This window comes from Sphingopyxis sp. (assembly GCF_036402335.1).
Lineage (GTDB): Bacteria > Pseudomonadota > Alphaproteobacteria > Sphingomonadales > Sphingomonadaceae > Sphingopyxis.
The window spans coordinates 1-2,673 of record NZ_DASWTD010000203.1; the positions used below are offsets into that span (position 1 = coordinate 1).

A 2,673-nucleotide genomic window follows, 5' to 3' on the forward strand; every position below is an offset into this window, starting at 1 on the left:
CGTCGCCCTCGCGCCGGTTCGACCAATCCTCGTCGTAGAGCGGGACGGTGACTTCCTCGAACGGCAGGCCGCTATGCTTGACCGCCAGCCAGCCGCGCAGGCTCCAGCTCGAATACGCCTTGTTGCCGAGGAAGAGTTTCATAACGCGCTTGAACTCCCAAAATCCGTTCGCATCGAGCGAAGTCGAGATGCCTCTCGATCTTGCGCTACCTCGAAGGGTGTCTCGACTTCGCTCGACACGAACGGCCGATGAGTCAAGTCGTCAGGCGTTTCAACTCTCGACCGCCTCCAGCACCGCCGTCCGCAGCTCGGCGATACCCATGCCCTTTTCGCTGCTCGTCGCGATCACTTGCGGATGCGCGGCGGGATGCTTGCGCGCCTCGGCCTCGGTCGCGGCCTGCACCGCCTCGAGCTCGGTCGCCTTGATCTTGTCGGCCTTGGTCAGGACGATGCGATAGCTGACCGCGGCGGTGTCGAGCATTTCGAGCACGTCGCGGTCGACATCCTTGATCCCGTGACGGCTGTCGATCAGCACCAGCGTACGTTTGAGCACGGCGCGGCCGCGCAGATAGTCGTTGATCAGGAAACGCCATTTCTTGACGACATCCTTCGGCGCCTTGGCGAAACCATAGCCGGGCATGTCGACGAGCCGGAAGATCAGGGGATTCTCGCCGACGTCGAAATAGTTCAGTTCCTGCGTCCGTCCCGGCGTCACCGAGGTGCGCGCGAGGCCGCCCCGGTTCGTCAGCGCGTTGAGCAGCGACGACTTGCCGACGTTCGAGCGGCCCGCGAACGCGATCTCGGGCGCGCTCGGCGCGGGCAGATGCTGGAGCGCGGGGGCCGATTTCAGGAACGTAATCGGTCCCGAAAACAGCTTGCGCGCGCGCTCCGCCCGTTCGGGGTCGGCCCCCGGATCGAGATCTTCGCTGTCGCTCACGTCGTCGGTGCCGCCTTGAGCTGCGGGAACTTGCGGTACATCCACTGCTGCTGCGCGATCGACAGGATATTGTTGGTGATCCAGTAGAGCAGCAGCCCCGCCGCGAACGGCGCCATGATGAACATGAACAGCCACGGCATGATCTTGAACACCTGCTGCTGCACGGGGTCGGTCGCTTGCGGGTTCAGGCGGAACTGCAGGAACATCGTGATGCCCAGGATCACCGCGAGGATGCCGATCGACAGGATCGACGGCGGGGTGAAGGGCAGCAGGCCGAACAGGTTCAGGATGTGCAGCGGATCGGGCGCCGACAGATCCTTGATCCACAGGATGAACGGCTGGTGCCGCATTTCGATCGTCAGCATCAGCACCTTATAGAGGGCATAGAAGATCGGGATCTGGATCACGATCGGCAGGCAGCCGGCGAGCGGATTGATCTTCTCGTCCTTGTAGAGCTTCATCAGCTCCTGTTGCTGCTTCTGCTTGTCGTCCTTGTAGCGTTCCTGCAGCGCCTTCATCTTTGGCTGGACAAGGCGCATCTGCGCCATCGATCCGAACTGGCGCTGCGCGATCGGGAACATCAGCAGGCGAATGATCAGCGTCAGCGCCATGATCGCGACGCCGAAATTGCCGACCATGCGGAACAGCCAGTCGAGCAGCTTGAAGATCGGCACCTCGAAAAATTCGAACCAGCCCCAGTCGATCGCGTTCGACAGGCGCGTAATGCCCTGATCGTCCTGATAGTGCGAGAGGGTGCTGACTTCCTTCGCGCCGGCAAAGACGCGGCTGGTGGTCGTGACCTGCTTGCCCGGCGCGACCTCGACAAGGTCGCGGGCAAAGGCGGCGCGGAACGCGCCACCGGGCAGCGAATTGAACGCGGCCGAGACTTTTTCGCCCTTCGCGGGGATCACCGCAGCGAGCCAGTATTTGTCAGTGAAGCCAAGCCAGCCGGCCGAGGTGTACGAGACCGTGTTGTTCGCGGCCTCTTCGAGCTCGTCGTAATTGGTGAAGTTCGACTTGCCGTCGAGATAGCCGGTCGGGCCGACGTGGATCGTCCAGCTGTCCTGCTCGTGCGGGTCGGTCGGCTTGCCGGTGCGGTCGATATAGGTGCCGCTGCGCACCGCAACCGGCGCGCTGCCGGTGTTGGCGATCGTCTGCTTCGCCGTGATCAGATAATTATCGTCGATGCTATACTCGATGCGGAACGTCTGGCCGGTGGTGTTTGCCCAGTTCAGCCTCACGGGGGTCGACGGGGTCAGCTTGGTGCCCGTTGCGGTCCACACCGTAGTTGGACCCGGAACGACGATGCCCTGCGCCGACCAGCCGATGCTCGCGAAATAGGCGGCCTTGGTGCCGGCGGGTGCGAACAGGCGCACCGGCGGCGAATCCTTCTTGATCGTCTGGCGATATTTGCCGAGCGTGATGTCGTCGATGCGCGCGCCGACGAGGTTGATCGATCCCTTGATCGCGGGGGTGTCGATCGGGATACGGTTGCCTTCGCCCAGCACCGCCTCGATCGGGCGGATCGCCTGCGCTGCGGTCGCGGCGGGGACGCCGGGGGCGGGCAGTGCCGCGGGCTGGCCGGGTGCCGCGGCGGGCGCCGCACCATCCGGGCCGGCGACCGTCTTGGTCACGTCGGGCTTGTCGGGCGTGGGGAAGAATTTGTCTGCGACGAAATTCCAGCCGATCAGGATCGCCACCGACAGGAGGATGGCCGTGATCATGTTACGCTTGTC

The 2,673-nt window shown here is 63.7% G+C and carries 2 protein-coding genes and 1 pseudogene; all 3 read right to left on the minus strand.

Features of this window, described 5'->3' with window-relative positions; genetic code table 11:
• Positions 1-142, minus strand: a pseudogene (locus VGD20_RS06435) (glutathione S-transferase family protein); the annotation flags it as partial.
• Between the two features lie 129 nt (positions 143-271).
• A complete protein-coding gene (gene yihA, locus VGD20_RS06440; RefSeq protein WP_331133663.1) occupies positions 272-937 on the minus strand; it encodes a ribosome biogenesis GTP-binding protein YihA/YsxC in 666 nt (221 codons plus the stop codon).
• A partial coding sequence (gene yidC / locus VGD20_RS06445; RefSeq protein ID WP_331133664.1) for a membrane protein insertase YidC occupies positions 934-2,673 on the minus strand: 1,740 nt, incomplete at its 5' end. The genes yidC and yihA, both read right to left, overlap by 4 nt.